This is a genomic window from uncultured Pseudomonas sp. (genome assembly GCF_913774235.1).
Classification (GTDB): domain Bacteria; phylum Pseudomonadota; class Gammaproteobacteria; order Pseudomonadales; family Pseudomonadaceae; genus Chryseomonas.
The window spans coordinates 41,648-59,007 of the sequence record NZ_CAJYDW010000002.1 but is presented as its reverse complement, the minus strand read 5'-3'; the positions used below and the strand labels follow the sequence as shown (position 1 = coordinate 59,007).

Sequence of the window (17,360 nt, the reverse complement as noted above, 5' to 3'; positions counted from 1 at the left end):
AAGGACGCCTCATGACCCGCCTCAAACCCCTGCTCTTCGCCCTCGGTCTCCTCAGCACCGTAGCCCTGGCCGATCCGCTCAAGATCGGCACCACCGCCGCCTTCGCGCCACCGCTTGAAGTGGCGGTGCAGGAGGCCAAGGCCGCCGGGGTGGACGTGGAAATCGTCGAATTCAGCGACTGGATCGCGCCCAACACCAGCCTCGCCAACCGCGACATCGACGCCAACTACTACCAGCACATCCCCTTCCTGGAGAACGCCAAGCGCACCGCCGGCTACGACCTGGTGGCGGTGGCACCAGGGATCATCAACAACGTCGGACTCTATTCGAAGAAGTACAAGACCCTGGCCGAGGTACCCAAGGGCGCGCGAGTGGCCATCGCCAACGACGCCATCAACGGCGGTCGCGGTTTGTTGCTGCTGGAGAAGGCCGGCTTCATCACCCTCAAACCCGGCGTCGGCTACCACGCCACCCTGGCCGACATCACCAGCAATCCGCGCGACATTCAGATCGTCGAGCTGGAGGCCGTGCAGTTGGCCCGCTCCCTGGATGACGTCGACGTGGCCCAGGGCTATCCGCACTACCTGCGCCTGGCCAAGACCATCGACCCCAACCAGGCGCTGCTCTTCGACGGTCTCGACCATCCCGAGTACGTCATTCAGTTCGTCGCCCGCCCGGACAACAAGGACGATCCGCGGCTGGCCAAGCTGATCGATATCTACCAGCACTCACCCAAGGTCCGTGCCGCCCTGGACCAGGCCCACGGCACGCTCTACCAACCGGGGTGGAAAGAGTAGCGTGCCCGCTGATCAGAGCTTCTCGACGACGAAGGCGCAGCGCCCCTTGTTGCGCTCGCCGTCGGGCAGGTCCAGGAATTCCTCGACGAGGATACGCGTGCCCTGCGTCAGCAAGAGCTCACGCAGCACCTCGGGAGGATGGGAGTCGTAGAAGAACGGCTGATCGAACATGTGGTCGACGAAGGCCTCGCTCGCCGAACCGCCCGAGGTCAGCATCAGCCGCCCGCCCCGCGGCAGTCCGGCGATCACCCGGCCGAGGACGACGGCATGCCACTGGCGCTCCAGATGGAACAGTGAATCCCAGAGCAGCGCGCCCTGGTAGGGTTCGGCGCAGGCATAGCTTTCCAGACGCGCCTCGATCCAGCGCTGCTTGGGGAATTCCCGGCGGGCATGGGCCAGCATGGCGGCCGCCTGATCTACGCCAAGGACGCGATGCCCCCGGGCGATGATGGCCGCCGCGACCGGCGTTCCTGTACCGCAGCCCAAATCGAGCAGCGTCGAGCCGGGCGGTAGGTGTTCCAGCAGCACGTCCAGATAACGGCCTTCGTCGGCGCTGAGGTTTATCCTGGCCTGGCGGAAGGTATCGGCGACGGCGTTGTAGGAGGTCTTGTTCACGGCGAAATCCCGTTGCTGCCCTGGAAGATCAGCCCAGGGTAGCAACGGGAGCGGGAGCCTGGAGCAGGCTTAACCGGACTTCGGTCACGCCTCAGAACTGAAAGCGATGCAGCATTCGCTGCAACTCACCCGAGGTCCCGTTCAATTCGTCGATGGCTTTGCCCACCTGGGACGAGGCGTCCGAGTTGCGCACCGAGAGATCGCGGATGTTCACCAGGTTGCGGTCGATTTCCCGGGCGACCTGGGCCTGCTCCTCGGCGGCGCTGGCGATCACCAGGTTGCGCTCATGGATGGCGACGATCGCCTGGTTGATCTCCTCCAAGGCCTGGCCACTGGCCTCGGCGCTGACCAGGCTCTCGCTCACCTGGCGCGTGCCGCTTTGCATGGCATCCACCGCCTGCCGAGTGCCGTTCTGTATCCGCGAGACCATCTGCTCGATCTCGGCGGTTGAGCTCTGGGTACGTCCGGCCAAGGCGCGAACCTCGTCGGCGACTACGGCGAAACCACGGCCGGCATCGCCAGCCCGCGCGGCTTCGATGGCCGCGTTGAGCGCCAGCAGGTTGGTCTGCTCGGCGATGGCGCGGATCACGTCCAGCACCGTCCCGATCTTCTGCGACTCTTCGGCCAATTGCTCGATGTCAGTCGACGCCTCGTCCATCCCCTGCCCCAGGGTACGAATGGTGGAGAGGGTGTGCTGTACCTGCTGGCTACCCCGCTGGGCGATCCGTTGGGAGTCGTCGGACGCCTGGGAAGTGGACACGGCATTGCCAGCCACCTCTTCCACGGCAGCGGTCATTTCGTTGACCGCCGTGGCGGCCTGCTGGATTTCGTCGTGCTGCTGCGCTACTTCGCCCAGGTTGCGCTGGGTGATGCGACTGACTTCCCCGCAGGCACTGCCCAGCTGGTCCGAGGTAGCGTTGATCAGCCCCAGCGCCTGGCGCAGGCTCGCCTGCATGCCGGCGAGGGCCTCGAGCAGTTGCGAGGGTTCGTCACGGCCCTGCACCTGCAGGGTCTGGCGCAGATCGCCGTCGGCCATGGAGCGCGCCGCCGAGATGGCCGCGCGCAGCGGCTTGACGATGCTGCGGGTCAGGCCCCAGGCCAGCGCGATGGTCAGCAGCAGGGCCACGCCCAGCACCGTCAGCGAACCGAACCAGATGGCCTGGTAGCGTTGGGTGGCCTCTGCGGTGTAGGCGTTGCTTTCCTCGACGTTGGTCTTGAGCAGGGCGTTGAACAGATCGCCGGTCTTGTTCGAGGCGTCCTGGATGCCGCCATTGAGCAGCGCGCGCATACCGTCCAGATCACCCTGGTCTGACAGGGTACGATACTGGCCAAGCAGGGTTCGGTAGTTGCCGATGGTGGCGTCAAGTTGTTCGAAGCTGGGGCGACCCTGGTCGGTCACCACCTTGCGGTAGTCCTGCATGGCCTTGTCCAACAGGCCGAGCAATACCTGGAGCCGGTCCACGGTGGGCTGGAGCACGGCAGGCTCGCGATTGAGCATCATGCGCAGTGTGATGACCCGGATACCCAACTGGTTGTCGCGGATCTGTGCCAGCGAGCGACTACCCGCCAGGGAGACGTCTTCGGTATGGATCAGCGCGCTGCGCAGCGAGTGAGCATTGTAGAGACCGAACAGACCGAGCAGGAGCACCAGCGCGGCGATGACCGCAAAGCTCAGTCCTGCCCGAGTGCCTATGCTGTAGTTATTGGAATTCATAGAGGCTTCCCAGGAAAGCTAATTGGTTGACCTCTCAGCTATCGACCCCAATGGCGCCGACTTGAACGTCCGGATGCCGCTGATTTGCGGGTTCCGGGCGATTATCGTCCAGTCGCTTTCTGTCGCGCGCACACTGGGAGAAGACTTCGTGCCACCAGACGCGCGTTGGCTCAACCCACCCCGAGATAGGCCGCCTGCACCGCCTCCCGCGTCAGGCTCTCGCCGGGAACCCCCGCCTGCACCACTCGGCCGCTTTCCAGCACGAAGGCCTGGTGGGCATAGTCCAGAGCGATGGCGCTGTTCTGCTCGGCCATCAGCACGCTCAACCCATCCTCCCGGTTTAGCCGGGCGACGCTGGCGAAGATCTCTTCCACCACCAGGGGCGCCAGGCCCATGGAGGGTTCGTCAAGCAGCAGCAGGCGGGGCCGCGCCATGAGCGCGCGGCCCAGAGCGATCATCTGCTGCTCGCCGCCCGAGGTCAGACCCGCCAGTTGCTTGCGCTTGGCAGCCAGGCGCGGAAACCAGGCATAGATCCGCTCCAGCTCGGTGCGCTGGACGCCCCGGCCCAGGCGGCGGACGAAGCCGCCGCTGAGCAGATTCTCTTCCACGCTCAATCGCCCGAAACAGTGGCGACCCTCCAGCACCTGGACCAGCCCGGCACGCACCCGGGTATCCGGTGCCTGGCCGGCCAGATCCTGGCCCTGGTAGCGGATGGTGCCGCTCACGAGCTGGCCGCGCTGGGCGCCGAGCAGCCCGGAGATGGCCTTGAGCGTGGTGCTCTTGCCTGCGCCATTGGCGCCCAGCAAGGCCACCACCTGCCCCGGCTGGACTTCCAGGCTGACCCCGCTGACGGCGAGGATCGCCTGGTCGTAGCGGACTTCGATGGCGTCAACCGCCAGCAAGGGGGTGGTGGTCATGAATCAGCTCTCCTTGCTGCAATCACGCGGGGTGATGCCCTTTTCCTTGGCGTATTGCTGCGCCGAGGCCTCGATGATCGGCCGCAGGAAGGCGCGGTCGGCCTGTACCCAGTCGCTCACCAGTTTCCACTTCTCGCCATCCCACTGCTGGATACGGATGGCGCCACCGCCTTCGTGGTCGGCGCAGGAGAGCTTGAGCGGCTGCACCAGACCCTTGGCGCCCAGGGCCTGCAGGCGGGCATCGTCCAGGTTCAAATGTTCGAAGCCCCAGCGCACCTGCTCGCCGCTGAGGGGCTTGTCGCCATACTTGGCCTGGGCCAGGCGCAGCGCCTCGACGTTGAGGATGCCGTTGACCACCCCGAGGTTGTAGTAGACGGTACCGAAGCGCTTGGGATCGGCCAGGTCGCTCTGCCCCTTGGCCACCACGTCGCGTTCGATGCCCTGCAACACCGGGAAGTCGGTACCCGAGGGGTGGGTGGTGATGGCCAAGAAGCCCTTGGCCGCCGCCCCGGCCGGGCGGACGTCTTCCTCGGAGTTGCTCCAGATGTTGCCGATGATGTGGTCGACCGGGAACCCCACCTTCTGCGCGGTCTTGATCGCCACCGGATTCATCACGCCCCAGCCGCGTAGGATCACCCAGTCGGGCTTGATGCGGCGGATGTTGAGCCACTGGGACTGCTGCTCGTTACCCGGATGGGGCACCTCCAGCAGGGTCAACTCGAAGCCGTAGCGATCCGCCAGCTTCTGCAGCACCTCGTTGGTCTCCTTGCCGTAGGGCGAACCGTGGTAGAGGGTGACGATCTTCTTGCCCTTGAGGCTGTCGACTCCACCACCCTGCTGGGCGATCCAGTTGAGGATGGCCGAGACCTCCGAATAGGGATTGAGCTGCAGCGGGAAGACATAGGGGAAGACGCTGCCGTCGGTGGAATCGGTACGACCGTGGTTGATGGTGATCAGCGGCAGGTGGTCGGCGGTGGACCTCTCCAGGGTGGCGTAGGCGATGCCCACCGACAGCGGATTGGTGGCCGCGGCGGGCGCGCCGTCATGGCCGTTCTTCAAGCGCTCGTAGCACTCCACGCCCTTCTCGACGATGTACTCGGTCTCGCACTCGCTCCACACCAGCTTGACGCCATTCACGCCACCGTTGGCGTTGACGTACTTCATGTAGTCGATGAAACCGCCGAAGAAGCCGGTGCCGCCGGCGGCATAGGGGCCGACGCGATAGCTCTGCAGCGGGAAATATTGCTCGCCGGCGGCCTGGACCGGGCCGAGGGTGGTGAGGCCCAGGGCCAGGACGAGGCTGCCGAGCAGATGACGTTTGAACATGGAGACTTTCCTTGTTGGGGGTGTTGGGCCGGCGAGCCTTCCCGCCGGCGAAAGGGGTCAGGCGCGACGCAGGCGTTGCCAGGCGCGGGTGGCGAGGCGGGCCAGGCCCTCGGGTTCCTTGATCAGCACCAGGATGATCAGGGCGCCGAAGACCATCTTCTGCAGGTTCTCCAGCTGACCCGCGGCGATGAGATCGCCCGGCAACCAGCCGGCCAGGTTGGAGAGCAACAGCGGGAACAAGACGATGAAGGCCGCGCCATAGAGGCTGCCGGCGAGGCTGCCCAGGCCGCCGAGGATGACGATGAAGAGAATCTGGAAGGAGCGACTCAGGTCGAAGCCGTTGGGCTCCACGGTACCCAGGTAGGTGAAGGCCCAGAGTGCTCCGGCGATGCCCAGGTAGAAGCCGCTGAAGGCGAAGGCCAGCAGCTTGGCCCGCACCACCGACAGCCCCATCACCGCGGCGGCCGTCTCGCGATCGCGTACCGCCATCCAGGTGCGGCCCAGTTCGCCGTGCACCAGGCGCGCGGCCAGGGCGAAGAGCACGAGTGTCACCACCAGGGTGGCCAGATAGCGGCCCAGTGGCCCCGCGAAGTCATAGCCCAGCAGCACCAGGGGTGGCGCGCTGATGACGCCCGAGGCGTTGCCATGGGAGAACCAGTCGAAGCGGGTCAGCGCCCAGAGGATGAAGAATTGTGCGGCCAGGCTGGAGACGATCAGGTAGAAGCCGCGAATCCTCAGACTGGGCAGGCCGAACAGCAGGGAGACCAGGGCCGCCAGCAGGCCACCGGCGAACAGGCACAGCGGCAGCGGCCAGCCGAGGCGTACCTGCAGGTTGTAGGTGGTGAAGGCGCCCACCGCCATGAAGGCGGCCGAACCCAGCGACAGCTGCCCGGCGTAGCCGGTGAGCAGATTCAGTCCCAACCCGGCCAGGGCCAGCACCAGGAAGGGAATCAGCAGGGCATTGAACAGATAGTCATTGCCCACCCAGGGCAGCACGCCAAAGGCCAAGGCCAGAATGGCAGCCAATACCAGGCGCGCCGGCCGAATCGCGGGCGCACGGGGAGACAGCGGACGCGCGGCCAGCGCGTCGACGGAGGTGGTCATGAGTGAATCCTCTAGACGCGCTCGACCGTGGGTTCGCCGAACAGGCCGACCGGTCGAATCAGCAGGAATACCAGGGCGAAGGCATAGGGAAACCAGTTCTCGATGCCGCTACCGATGAAGGGGCCAAGATAGACCTCGGCGAGCTTTTCACTGGCGCCGATCAGCAGGCCGCCGACGATGGCCCCGGTGACCGAGGAGAAGCCGCCGATGATCAACACCGGCAGGGCCTTGAGCACGATCAGCGACAGCGAGAACTGCACGCCCAGCCGCGCGCCCCAGAGCAGCCCGGCCACCAGGCCGACGCAGCCCGCCACCGCCCACACCAGCGCCCAGATCCGCGGCAGGCGGATGCCCACGGCCTGGGCCGCCAGGGGATCGTCGGCCACGGCGCGCAGCGAGATGCCCAGCCGCGTCCGGTCGAACAGCAGCGACAGCCCGACCACCAGCACTGCCGCCACCATCGCCGCGAACAGGTCGAAGGTCGACAGCAGCAGACCGCCTACTTCCAACGGACTGTCCTCGATGCCGAGGTCCAGGCCGTGGACCTGGGCCCCCCACAGCGCCTGGGCCGCGCCCTCGATGAAATAGGCCAGCCCCAGGGTGGCCATGAACAGCACCAGCGGCGAGCGATTCACCAGCGGCCGCAGCACCGTGCGCTCCACCGCCACCGCCAGCAGGATCATGACGCCCACCGTGACCAGCAGTGCCAGCCAACCGGGCAGGCCGCGCTCGACCAGGCTGACGTAGGTCAGGGCGGCGAACAGCAGCATGGCGCCCTGGGCGAAGTTGAATACGCCGGAAGCCCGGTAGATGAGCACGAAGCCCAGCGCCACCAGGGCGTACATCACCCCGGCGAGCAGGCCGCCAAGCAAGACTTCCAAGAAGAACGCCATGGTTTTCTCCCTTAGGCGCAGGTATTCCCTAGTGTCGGGTACCGAGGTAGGCGGCGATCACCGCCGGGTCGTTACGCACCGCGGCGGGCGGGCCATCGGCGATGAGGCGACCGTAGTCCAGTACCACCACGTGGTCCGCCAGCTGCATCACCACCTGGATGTCGTGCTCGATCAGCACCACGGTCACTCCGCGCTCACGATTGATCGCCCTGATGTAGCCGCTCAACTCCTGCTTCTCGCCGGCATTCATCCCGGCCATGGGCTCGTCCAGCAGCAGCAGCCGTGGCTCGGCGGCCAGTGCCCGGGCCAGCTCCACGCGCTTCTGCAGGCCATAGGGCAAGGTGCCCACCAGGGCGTCACGCCAGGGCCGCAGGTGCAGGAAGTCCAGCGCCCACTCGGCGATCTCTCGCTGCGCCCGCTCCTCCGCCGGCGCCCGGCCGAGGGCGAATACCTGCTCCGGCCAGGAGGCGCGGCGATGACGTCCGCGTCCGGTGAGCACGTTGTCCAGCACGCTCATGCCCTTGAACAGCGCCAGGTTCTGGAAGGTACGGGCGACGCCCGCGTGAGCCGCGGCCTGGGGCCGACGCAGGGCGCGGCTCGATCCGCCCAGGCGCACCGCTCCCCGCTGTGGCCGATAGAGGCCGTTGATCACGTTGAGCAGCGAACTCTTGCCGGCACCATTCGGGCCGATGAGGGCGCAGATCTCGCCCTCGCGCACCTGGAAGCCCACCTCGGCGAAGGCCGTGACCCCGCCGAAGGCCAGTGCCAGGTCACTCACCTCCAGCAGCACCGGACGCCTGACCAGGCTCACGCCCATGGCCTAGGCCGCTGCCTGGGCCGCGGCCCGGGCTTCCAGCTCGCGCACCAGCAGCAGCACCCGCTTGCCGAAGTACTCCACCTCCTCCTGGAAGTGCAGGAAGCCGGCCAGCACCAGGTCCACGCCCTCGGCCTTGAGCGCCACGATGCGCTCGGCGACCTGCTCGGGGGTACCGATCAGGTTGGGCTTGAAGCCGTCGTTGTATTGCACCAGGTCCTCGAAGCTAGAGTTCGCCCAGTTGCCCTTGCCTTCCGGGCTGGCGGCACCGGCCTGGCGCGCCGCCTCGCCGAAGGCCTTGACCGCCTCGGGATTGGCCTGGGCGACGATATCCTGCAGCACCTCGCGCGCCTCGGCCTCGGTGTCGCGGGCGATGATGAAGGCGTTGACGCCGATCTTGACCTCGCGCCCCTCCGCCGCGGCCTTGGTGCGCAGGTCCTGCACCTGGGCGCGGATCTCCTCGCGGGTACCGCCGTTGGTGAAGTACCAGTCGGATACCCGCGCTGCCATGTCCCGTGCCGCCCGCGAACTGCCGCCCTGGAAGATCTCCGGGTGCGGCTGCTGCAGCGGCTTGGGCTTCAGGGTGTAGTCGCGGAAGCGATAGAAGTCGCCGGCGAAGGTGAAGTTGTCCTGGGTCCAGATGCCCTTGAGGGCGCGGATGAATTCCTCTGAACGGCGATAGCGCTCGTCGTGTTCCAACCAGGGCTCACCGATGCCATGGAATTCGCCCTTGAACCAGCCGGACACCAGGTTGATGGCAATGCGGCCGTTGGTGAGCTGGTCGATGGTCGCCAGCTGCTTGGCCGCCAGCGCCGGATTCCAGGGCCCGGGCAGGATGGCGGCGATCACCTTGAGTCGCTCGGTGGCCGCCAGCAGTGCGTGGCTGAAGGCCACCGACTCGTGCTGGTACTCGGCGCCGTAGCCGGCGGTGAAACGGATCTGCGTCAGGGCGTAGTCGAAGCCGGCCTGCTCGGCGAGCTGGGCCAGTTTGCGGTTGTAGTCGATGCCCCAGTGGGTGCGCTGCTCGATGTTGCTGACGACCAGGCCGCCGCTGACGTTGGGGACCCAATAGGCGAATTTGACGGGGTTCTGCGACATGCAAAGGCTCTCCGGGTTGGGCTCGCCGCGGGGACGAGCGAAACAGTGACCCTGAGCCTCTAATCAAGAACCGAACCAAGTCTAAAAATTATTAAAAATCATATACTTAATAAGAATAGCAAGACGCCTTCCGCTGTCGCCCCAAGGGCAGCTGTCCAGTAGCTGTTGCCTGGGCAACAGTACAGGAAGGCGTCTGGCACGCCCTTCTCGCCTGGAAAGGATCATCTCAAGCCGCCGTGGTGCGCAGGAATTCGCTCCAGCGCCGCACCAGGTAGTTGTGTTCGTCCATCACCGAATTCCACACGCCGATATGGCTCATGCGCTCGGCGTAGGAACCCCCTTCGCGCCGCTGGCCCACCTCGATCAGCGGCAAGCCGTCGCTGCCGGCGAGCTCTTCCCGGGCCGGCAAGCCGCCGTACCAGAAGTCCCATTCCGCGGCGCTGAGGTGATCCCGCGCCCGCACCGGATTGGCGATATAGAACCCCTGGCGCGCCATCACCGCGCCGGGCCAGCCGGCCAGCCACCAGTTGAGATAGGCATAGGCGGCGTCGCGCACCCGGCCCTCCGCGCAGCGCGACAGCGACAGGCCGCCGAACCAGGCGCGATAGCCTTCGCGCGGGACCGCCACCCGGTAATCCACCCCCGCCCGGTGCAGGGCCATGAGCATGGGCGACCAGAGACTCTGGATGTCCACCCCGGCGGCCAGGGTCAGCTCGCCGGCGCTGCGGTCGTCGGACCAGAACGCCGCGAAGTGGCGATGACGCTGGCGCTCCACCAGTAACTCGGCCAGGCGATCGATCTCCTCCAGGCGCAGATTACCGATGTCGTCGAAACGGGCGAGGCCGGCCGCCTGGATCGCCAGGGCGGCGTCCAGGGCACCGATGGCGGCATCGCTCTGCAGGGCGCTGTGGCCGCACCAGCCTTCGTCGATCAGCCAGGCCCAGCTTTCCTGCTGCCCCACCAGCGCCGCAGGCAGGCTTTCCGGACGATAGGCGAAGCTGTCGGCGTTGTGGGTCAGCGGCAGCATGCTGATGCGCTCGCTGGGCTGGCCGCCGAGGCTGCCGTCGTGCTGCACATAGAGGCGGTCGCACGGCCGGCAGCCGGGCGCCAGGCGATCCGTGGCATGTAGCCGGCCGCGCTTGGGTAGGTCGTTGATCTCCTCCCAGAGCGCGATGCGGCGGATGTCGATGGGCTGGATCGCTCGCGCCGGCCAGACGAAGTCGACATTGTGGAACCACTGGTCGTAGAGGTCGTAGCTGCCCGGCTCCAGCACGGCGATGCGCTGGGCGGTCTGGACGTCGTGGATCTGGTAGACCAGGCGGATGCCCAGTTCCGCCTCCGCCCGCTGGCGGATGGGTTCGAGCAGGGTCACCGAGGTGCCCAGCACCCGCAAGGTCAGCGGCGTGCTCATGCGGCCCGTCCCAGGCCGCCCATGAAGGCGGCGAAGGAACGCCTGAGCAGCGCGGTGTCCAGGTCGCGGACGATGAACACCAGGCGCGAGCGGCGTTCGCCCGCCGGCCAGGCCGGCAGGTGCACCGGCGGATGCAGGCTGTGCTGCACGCCGTGGATGACGATGGGTTGGCTGGCGTCGATCACGTCGAGGAGGCCCTTGACTCGCAGGATGCGTTGCCCGTGGCATCTTAGCAGCATCGACAGCCACACCCCGAAGGCCATCCAGTCCAGGGGGCGGTCGAACTCCAGGCAGCAGACCTCGGCGCTGCCGTGGCGACCTTCGGCAACGGCGGCGAACAGGCGCCAGCGACCGACCTCGGCCGTCGGATCGGCAGCGCGCAGGCCCTCGCCCAGCAGCAGGTCATCGCCGCTGGCCACCGTCGCCGCCAGGGCCCGGGTGGCGGTGGGATTGAGCTGGGCCAGATGCCGGTCCAGCCGCTCCAGCACGGCAGGCGCGACCCGGTCGGCCTTGCTCAGCAACAGCCGGTCGGCCGCGGTGACCTGGTTGAGCCACTCCGGATGCAGGCCTTCCTGCAAGGCGGCGTGCTCGGCGTCCACCACGGTCACCAGCAAGCCCAGGTGGAAGCGTCCGCGCAACTGGGGATCGAGAGTGAGGGTGGCCAGGATCGGCCCGGGATCGGCCAGGCCGGTGGTCTCCAGCAATACCCGGCGAAAGGCCGGGATCTCGCCGCGACTACGCCGCCCGTGCAGGGTCAGCAGCGCCGCCTTGAGATCGCCGCGCACCGAGCAGCAGACGCAGCCGCTGGGCAGCAGCACGGTGTCCGGGGCCACCTCTTCCACTAGCAGGTGATCGATGCCGACCTCGCCGAATTCGTTGATCAGCAGCGCCGTCTCGCCCAGGGCCTCCTGGGCCAGCAGCCGGCGCAGCAGGGTGGTCTTGCCGCTGCCGAGAAAGCCGGTGATGACATTGACGGCAAGGCTCAAGACACTCCCTCCAGCGGTACCAGCACGCGCGGGTCCAGGGGATCGAGCGGCCGTCCCAGCACCGCCTCGGCCTGGCGCCAGAGCTCGTCCAGCCCTTCGGCCAGGGCCTGGCGCCCAGTCGGTCCCTGGACCAGGTAGGAAGCGCCCTGGACGTCGCTCACCGTCAGCCGGAACGGTGCCACCACCCGGTTGATGGCGGCGACCCGGCGCAGGCGCTCGCGCCGCCGCGGCAGGTCGTCGCCCAGCGGATCGCTCCAGTGGAGATCCAACCCGAGCAGGCCGCACAGTCCACACATGGTTACCTCCTAGGGCATGACATCGCCGGAATTGGGGCCCAGGGTCTGGCCGACGAAGAGGTTGCCACCCGGATCGCTGGCCAGCAGCAGCGCCACCGGCGCCACCTCCTCCGCCCGGCCGAAGCGACCCAACGGCAATTCACGGGCCTTGGCGGCCTTCCAGTCGGCGCTGATGCCATCCACCAGCGGGGTTTCTATGGGTCCGGGGGCGATGGCGTTGACCAGCACGTTGTCGCGGCCCACCTCCAGCGCCAGCGACTTGGTGAAGCCGATCACCCCGGCCTTGGCCGCGGCATAGTGGCAGAGTTCGGCGCCGCCCTTGATGCCGAGCTGGGAGGCGACATTGATGATGCGGCCCCAGCGCTGCGCCTGCATGAACGGCAGGGCGCGCTGGCTGGCGAGAAAGACGCTGGTGAGGTCGACGCGCAGCATGTCGTTCCACTGCGCCAGGGTCAGGTCGACGCAGGGTGCCTGGGTCAGCATCCCGGCGTTGTTGACCAGGATGTCGATGCCGCCATGGGCCGCCACGCAGGCATCCACCCCGGCCCAGGCGCCCTCCGGCTGGCCAACGTCGGCGACGGTCTCGATCACCACGGCCCCCAGGGCGCGGCATTCCGCGGCCACCCGCGCCAGTCGCTCGGCATCGCGGTCAGCCAGCACCAGGCGCGTACCCGCGCCGGCATAGCTGCGGGCGATGGCGGCGCCGATGCCGCTGGCCGCGCCGGTCACCAGGGCGCGGCGGTCTGTCAGCTCGAACATGCTCTTCTCCTCAATCGGGCCAGCGGACAGTGAGACCACCATCGACGATCAGACTCTGGCCAGTGATGTAACTGGCCTCGGGGCTGGTCAGGAAACGCACCAGCGCCGCCACCTCCTCGGGCTTGCCGACCCGTCCCAGGGGAATGCTGCGGGCGGCCTTGGCCAGGCCCTCCGGCCCCAGGGAGTTGTTGGCGTCCAGCGACTGGGGCGTCTCGATCAAACCGGGGATCACCGCGTTGCAGCGGATGCCACGCGGCGCCAGTTCGACGGCCAGCGAGCGGCACAGGCCCGGCACCCCGGCCTTGGCCGCGGCGTAGTGGGCATGGTCCTGCCAACCGTAGACGCCGCCAGCGATGGAGGAGATGGCGACCAGGGCCCCACCCTCCTCCAGGTGTCGCGCGGCGGCGCGAAAGGTACGCATCACCCCGGTGAGGTCGACGTCGAGCATCTCCTGCCAGCGCGCATCGCTCATTTCCAGCAACGGCGCGGCACGCAGGAGACCGGCGTTGGCCACGGCATAGTCGAGGCGGCCGAAATGCGCCAGAGCGGCAGCGGCCAGGGCGTCCACCGAGGCGCTGTCGCGGACGTCCAGGGGTTCGAGCAGGCAGTCGCCCCCCGCTGCAATCACCTTCTGGCGAGTCTCTTCTGGGTCATGGGGATCACCGGGGTAGTAGCCGCCGACCACCCGCACGCCCTGCTGGGCATAGGCGACGGCCAGGGCCTGGCCGATGCCGCTGGCGGCACCGGTGATCAGGGCGACGGGAGAGGTATGAGCTGTCATGGGGGCTCCTGTCATTTGAGACTGGTGGGTTCGACATGGCGGGCGGCCCACATCACCAGGCCGGAGAGAAAGCACGGCAGCGCCCCGAACCAGAGGGCGGCGCTGTGCCACTGGCCACCGCTGCCGAGCACGCTGGTGATGCCCAGGCCGGCGAGGATGGCGCCGATGGGCCCCATGGCATGGACGATGGCACCGCCGGTGGCGCGGATGCTGGTGGGGAAGCTTTCGCCCATGAAGAACAACATGGCCGAATAGGGTCCGGTGAGAAAGAACAGCCCCAGGCTGTAGAGCGCCACCACCGGCACCAGTTGGCTGGGCGCTTGTAGCATGGCGAAGAAGGCCAGGCCGCCACACATCCAGCCGAGGGCCACGGTGTTGCGCCGACCGATGCGATCGCCCAGCCAGCCATGGAACAGGTAGCCGATGAAACCGACGGCGTTGGACAGCACCAGGATCCACAGCGAATTCTCGAAGCTGAGCTTGTGCACGCTGACGATCACCGAGGTCCCCAGCACGCTGAACACCTGGATCGCCGACCAGTTGAGCAGGATGGCCAGGCTCAGCACCAGGGTCGGGCGCAACGCCTGGCCCTTGAAGGCCATGGCCACGCCGGCCTTGGCATGCTCTTCGTAGTCCACGCCGTATTCCCGGGCCAGGCTGCGGGCGTCCTGCTCCTGACCTTCGCGGCGCAGGCGCTGGATGCGGGCATGCACCTGGAATTGCGGGCTTTCCTTGAGCTTGCGCGCCAGCACGGCGATGACGAAGGCCGGCACGGCGGCGAACACGAAGCAGCCCTGCCAGCCGATGTGCGGCAGCAGCAGGGCGGTGAGGCCGGCGGCGATCAGCGCGCCGATCGGCCAGCCACTTTGCACCAGGCTGTAGATGAAGCCCCGGCGGCGGATCAGTCGCGGATCGTCGGAGGCGGCGTAGACCTCGGTCAGGTAGGTGGCGTTGACCCCCTCCTCCGCATAGCCCAGGCCGGCCACGGAGCGCACCAGCACCAGCGGCACCTTGCCCATGCCGGCGCACAGCGCTGTCAGCGCCGAACACAGGGCGGTGCCGCCGATGGTGACGATGATGCCGCCGCGGCGACCGATGCGGTCCACCAGCGGGCCGATGGCGAAGGCGATGATGGCCCCGCCCAGGGCGACCCAGGTGGCGAGTTCGGCCTGCTCGGCCTCGCTCCAGTTGAAGTGCCCACCCATCACCGGCAGCAGGGTGCCGAAGAGGATGAAGTCGTAGACGGCGAACACCCAGGCGAAGAAGGCGATCCAGGTGGCGTAGCGGACATCACCGGAAGACAGCGGCTGCGGTTTCCAGGCAGCCGTGGGGGTTTCCGGGTGGAGCGAGCTGGCGGCAGGGAGGGTCATGGTCCTGTACCTGTGGGCTGGGCGCTTAGCGCTGGCGCGGCTGGCGCCGCAGGAAGTCGTCGGCGATCTCGTCCATGGTGGCGAAGCGCACCCCGGCGTGACCCTGGATATGCTCGATCAGGCGTTCGAGCATCAGCAGCACCTGCGGCCGCCCCGATACATCGGGGTGGATGGTGATGGGGAAGACGGCGTAGTCCAGTTCGCGATAGACCCAGTCGAACTGGTCGCGCCACATCTCTTCCAGATGGCGCGGATTGACGAAGCCATGGCTGTTGGGCGCCTTCTTGATGAACATCATCGGCGGCAGGTCGTCGAGGTACCAGTTGGCCGGGATCTCCACCAGATCGGTTTCCTGGCCGCGCACCAGCGGCTTCATCCAGCTCTCGGGCTGCTGGCTGTAGTCGATCTTGGTCCAGCTGTCGCCGACCCTTACATAGTAGGGGCTGAAGTCGTTGTGCATCAGGCTGTGGTCGTACTTGATGCCCTTCTTCAGCAGCAGCTCGTTGGTCACCCGGCTGAATTCCCACCAGGGCGCGACGTAGCCGGTGGGCCGCTTGCCGGCCAGGGCGGTGATCAGCTCGATGGACCGATCCAGCACCTCCTCCTCCTGCTCGGGGGTCATGGCGATGGGATTCTCGTGGCTGTAGCCATGGATGCCGATCTCGTGACCGGCCGCGGCCACCGCCTGCATCTGCTCGGGAAAGGTCTCCACCGAATGCCCGGGAATGAACCAGGTGGTCTTGAGGCCGTAGCGCTCGAACAGCTTGAGCAGCCGTGGCGCCCCCACCTCGCCGGCGAACAGGCCGCGGGAGATGTCGTCGGGCGAATCCTCGCCGCCGTAGGAACCGAGCCACCCCGCCACCGCGTCGACGTCGACGCCGATGGAAACGAAGATTTCTTTGGCCATCGTTGCACTCTCCAGTACCCGGAAGAGACACAGGTCGATGGCGGAGCCGGGCCCCCGCCACCGCCGCTTGAATTCAGGCGCTGACCAGGGCTTCCACGGCCGAGGCGGCATCGAGCAGGCGTTCGTCCGCCGCTGCAGGGGCCACCAGCAACAGCCCGGTGGGCAGGCCCTGGGCGTCGCGACCGCTGGGTAGCGACACCCCCGGCGCGCCGAGCAGGCTGCCGGCCATGGTCAGGCGTAGCAGCTCCAGATTGGTGGCGGCGAACAGCTCCGCATCCGCTTCCAGGGGGGCCAGCAGCGGTGCCACCTGACTCACCGTCGGCACCAGCAGCAGCGCCTCGGCGAATTCGGCGGCGAAGCGCGCCCGCAACCGATCACGACGCTCATGCAGGACCGCCAGGTGGCCATCAGGCAACGCCCTTGCCCGCTCCAGGCGCTGACGCACCCGCGGATCCAGGCGCTCGGCCGCGGGGGCGTCGAGCACCTCGCGGTGCAGGGCGAAGGCTTCCAGGGCCCCTGGCCACCCTTCCGCGGCGAGAAAGTCCAGGGCCTCGGCAAAGACCGTACGGGCACGGCGCTCCACCCTCACGCCAGCGCTGGCCAGCCGCTCGGCGGCGGCCAGTAGATTGGCCCGCACCGCTGGCGACACCCGGGCGTCGTCCAGCACGCTCAGGTCCAGCACCACACGCAGCTCCGTCGGCGCCGGCAGCGGTCGGGCAGCCGCGCCCATCAGCAGGCGATCCAGGCACTGCAAATCGCGCAGGCTGCGCGCCAGCGGACCCGGTACGTCATAGGACGCGGCCAGCGGAAAGATGCCGGTCGCCGGATAGCGCCCCAGGCTGGGGCGATAGCCGACCAGTCCATTGAGGGCTGCCGGCAGGCGCACCGAACCAGCGGTGTCGGTACCGAACGCCAGGGGCACGATGCCGGCGGCGACGGCCACTGCCGAACCCGAGGAAGAGCCGCCGGGTATACGTATCTCGCCCTGCGCGCACGGATTGGCAGGTGTCCCGAAATGGGGATTCAGCCCCACGCCGGAATAGGCGAATTCACTAAGATTGACCTTGCCCAGGCTGACCAGCCCAGCGTGGCTCAGACGCTGGACCAGCGCGGCATCGGCCGTGGCCGGCGGCGCCAGGCGGCGCAGCTCGGCACCGCAGGTAGTGACCTCGCCCTGCAGATCGAACAGATCCTTCCAGGCCAGCGGCACCCCATCCAGCGGCGAACGCGGCTGCCCGGCCTCCCAGCGCTCGCGCGCGGCCAGGGCCTCGGCGCGCCCGCGCTCGGCGGTCAAGGTGATGAATACGGCCGAGGATGCCTGAGCGCGCGCCAGCGCGGCCTCGAAGACCGCGACCGGATCGAGGGTCCCGGCGGCATAGGCCTCGCCGAGACCGACTGCATCCAGTACCAAGGCTTGGGCGGGTTCCATGGTCGCTCCTTAAACGTACATTTTATAATTTGGTACGTTTACCAGAGCAGGCTTTATGCCAGCTTTAGCCAGGCCAGGTGAAAATCGCTACGGCTCAGCCGGGCAAGGCCTCTGAGCAGCCAACTTCGCACGGCACTAAAAAT

Annotated in this window: 17 protein-coding genes; 1 reads left to right on the top strand and 16 read right to left on the bottom strand. The window is 67.5% G+C overall.

Features of this window, described 5'->3' with window-relative positions; all coding sequences use genetic code 11:
* The first annotated feature begins 11 nt into the window (after positions 1-11).
* Positions 12-797 (top strand): MetQ/NlpA family ABC transporter substrate-binding protein, encoded by a 786-nt coding sequence (locus QZ471_RS00740; protein WP_295460364.1) that lies wholly within the window; start codon positions 12-14, stop codon positions 795-797.
* 12 nt (positions 798-809) lie between these two features.
* Here the strand turns inward: QZ471_RS00740 and QZ471_RS00735 are convergent, their stop codons facing one another.
* The 16 genes from QZ471_RS00735 to QZ471_RS00660 all read right to left on the bottom strand — a co-directional run bounded on the left by QZ471_RS00735 (position 810) and on the right by QZ471_RS00660 (position 17,217).
* Complete coding sequence (locus tag QZ471_RS00735; RefSeq protein ID WP_295460362.1) at positions 810-1,412, bottom strand: class I SAM-dependent methyltransferase; 603 nt, start codon at positions 1,410-1,412, stop codon at positions 810-812.
* 91 nt (positions 1,413-1,503) lie between these two features.
* Positions 1,504-3,126: a methyl-accepting chemotaxis protein gene (locus QZ471_RS00730; protein WP_295460361.1), complete on the bottom strand. Its 1,623-nt coding sequence runs from the start codon at positions 3,124-3,126 to the stop codon at positions 1,504-1,506.
* 170 nt (positions 3,127-3,296) lie between these two features.
* A complete protein-coding gene (locus tag QZ471_RS00725) occupies positions 3,297-4,043 on the bottom strand; it encodes an ABC transporter ATP-binding protein (protein WP_295460360.1) in 747 nt (248 codons plus the stop codon).
* A gap of 3 nt (positions 4,044-4,046) precedes the next feature.
* Positions 4,047-5,369: an ABC transporter substrate-binding protein gene (locus tag QZ471_RS00720; RefSeq protein ID WP_295460359.1), complete on the bottom strand. Its 1,323-nt coding sequence runs from the start codon at positions 5,367-5,369 to the stop codon at positions 4,047-4,049.
* A 57-nt stretch (positions 5,370-5,426) separates the two neighbouring features.
* Positions 5,427-6,473 carry a branched-chain amino acid ABC transporter permease gene (locus QZ471_RS00715; RefSeq protein ID WP_295460358.1) on the bottom strand — a complete coding sequence of 349 codons (1,047 nt, stop codon included), beginning with the start codon at positions 6,471-6,473 and terminating at the stop codon, positions 5,427-5,429.
* A gap of 11 nt (positions 6,474-6,484) precedes the next feature.
* Positions 6,485-7,366 carry a branched-chain amino acid ABC transporter permease gene (locus tag QZ471_RS00710; protein WP_295460357.1) on the bottom strand — a complete coding sequence of 294 codons (882 nt, stop codon included), beginning with the start codon at positions 7,364-7,366 and terminating at the stop codon, positions 6,485-6,487.
* 28 nt (positions 7,367-7,394) lie between these two features.
* The gene (locus tag QZ471_RS00705; RefSeq protein ID WP_295460355.1) at positions 7,395-8,183 is read right to left on the bottom strand and encodes an ABC transporter ATP-binding protein; all 789 of its coding nucleotides are present in this window, start codon (positions 8,181-8,183) and stop codon (positions 7,395-7,397) included.
* A 3-nt stretch (positions 8,184-8,186) separates the two neighbouring features.
* The gene (gene sfnG, locus QZ471_RS00700) at positions 8,187-9,278 is read right to left on the bottom strand and encodes a dimethylsulfone monooxygenase SfnG (protein ID WP_295460354.1); all 1,092 of its coding nucleotides are present in this window, start codon (positions 9,276-9,278) and stop codon (positions 8,187-8,189) included.
* Between the two features lie 226 nt (positions 9,279-9,504).
* The gene (locus QZ471_RS00695; protein ID WP_273807000.1) at positions 9,505-10,689 is read right to left on the bottom strand and encodes a signal peptide prediction; all 1,185 of its coding nucleotides are present in this window, start codon (positions 10,687-10,689) and stop codon (positions 9,505-9,507) included.
* Positions 10,686-11,675, bottom strand: a complete 990-nt coding sequence (locus tag QZ471_RS00690) for a GTP-binding protein (protein WP_295460353.1) — start codon at positions 11,673-11,675, stop codon at positions 10,686-10,688. The genes QZ471_RS00695 and QZ471_RS00690 overlap by 4 nt, the downstream gene beginning before the upstream one ends.
* Entirely contained in the window at positions 11,672-11,971 is a 300-nt protein-coding gene (locus QZ471_RS00685; RefSeq protein WP_295460352.1) for a hypothetical protein, read from the bottom strand. The genes QZ471_RS00690 and QZ471_RS00685 overlap by 4 nt, the downstream gene beginning before the upstream one ends.
* 9 nt (positions 11,972-11,980) lie before the next feature.
* Positions 11,981-12,730, bottom strand: coding sequence for an SDR family NAD(P)-dependent oxidoreductase (locus QZ471_RS00680; RefSeq protein ID WP_295460350.1), 750 nt, complete (start codon positions 12,728-12,730; stop codon positions 11,981-11,983).
* Between the two features lie 10 nt (positions 12,731-12,740).
* Complete coding sequence (locus tag QZ471_RS00675; protein WP_295460349.1) at positions 12,741-13,511, bottom strand: SDR family NAD(P)-dependent oxidoreductase; 771 nt, start codon at positions 13,509-13,511, stop codon at positions 12,741-12,743.
* 11 nt (positions 13,512-13,522) lie between these two features.
* A complete protein-coding gene (locus QZ471_RS00670) occupies positions 13,523-14,881 on the bottom strand; it encodes an MFS transporter (RefSeq protein WP_295460348.1) in 1,359 nt (452 codons plus the stop codon).
* Positions 14,882-14,906: 25 nt separating this feature from the next.
* Positions 14,907-15,788: a polysaccharide deacetylase gene (locus tag QZ471_RS00665; RefSeq protein WP_295460347.1), complete on the bottom strand. Its 882-nt coding sequence runs from the start codon at positions 15,786-15,788 to the stop codon at positions 14,907-14,909.
* 73 nt (positions 15,789-15,861) lie between these two features.
* Complete coding sequence (locus QZ471_RS00660) at positions 15,862-17,217, bottom strand: amidase (protein ID WP_295460346.1); 1,356 nt, start codon at positions 17,215-17,217, stop codon at positions 15,862-15,864.
* Between the last annotated feature and the right edge of the window lie 143 nt (positions 17,218-17,360).